The sequence below is a fragment of the Pseudomonas sp. KCJK9000 genome, assembly GCF_046230725.1.
Lineage (GTDB): Bacteria > Pseudomonadota > Gammaproteobacteria > Pseudomonadales > Pseudomonadaceae > Aquipseudomonas > Aquipseudomonas promysalinigenes.
Genome location: NZ_JBJJLN010000136.1, coordinates 1 through 606 on the forward strand (window position 1 = coordinate 1; position 606 = coordinate 606).

At 58.4% G+C, this 606-nt stretch carries 1 protein-coding gene; it reads right to left on the reverse strand.

Annotation, left to right across the window (positions count from 1 at the left end):
• On the reverse strand, positions 1–575 hold a 575-nt coding region (locus tag ACK59H_RS22955; RefSeq protein WP_409264991.1), incomplete at its 3' end, for an immunoglobulin-like domain-containing protein.
• Positions 576–606: the final 31 nt, after the last annotated feature.

Here is a 606-nt window from a genome sequence, read left to right on the forward strand (position 1 = left end):
GTGGCGGTGTACACCACGGTGCCGCCTTCGGTCACGCTTGGGGTCGCGGTCAGAGTCACCGTCGAGGTATCGATGGTGTCGGTGATAGCGGTCACAGCCGGTGTTGGGCTGACGTTCAGCTTCTCGAAGTCACCACCAGTAGCTCCAGTGACGCTCACACTCACATTGCCAGCATCGACATAGACGGTGTTGGCTGGTGCTGGAACCGTGATAGAGCCTTCGGTCAAACCTTTGCCAATGGTGATGACTTCACCATTGCTCAGGGTGATCTTCATCTCGCTGCCAGCCGGATTGGTCAGGGTAGCGGTGTAGACGATGCTGCCGCCTTCCTGGACGGTGCCAGTGGCGGACAAGGTGAGGCCAGTGCTGTCCAGCTGGGTCGGATCATCGGTAACCGAAGTGGTTGGGTTACCCGCGGTTTCCAGCTTCTCGTAGTTGCCACCGGTGACGTTAGTGATGCTGTTGGTCAGCGGTGTGTTGGTGTTGTAGACGTTGTTTGGCGCAACGTAGTCGACCGAGCCGGAGCTTGCGTTGACTGGGATGGTGATGGTCTGGCCGTTAGCCAAAGTAATCACCAGCGGAGCACCAGTAACCGGTGCGTTGACG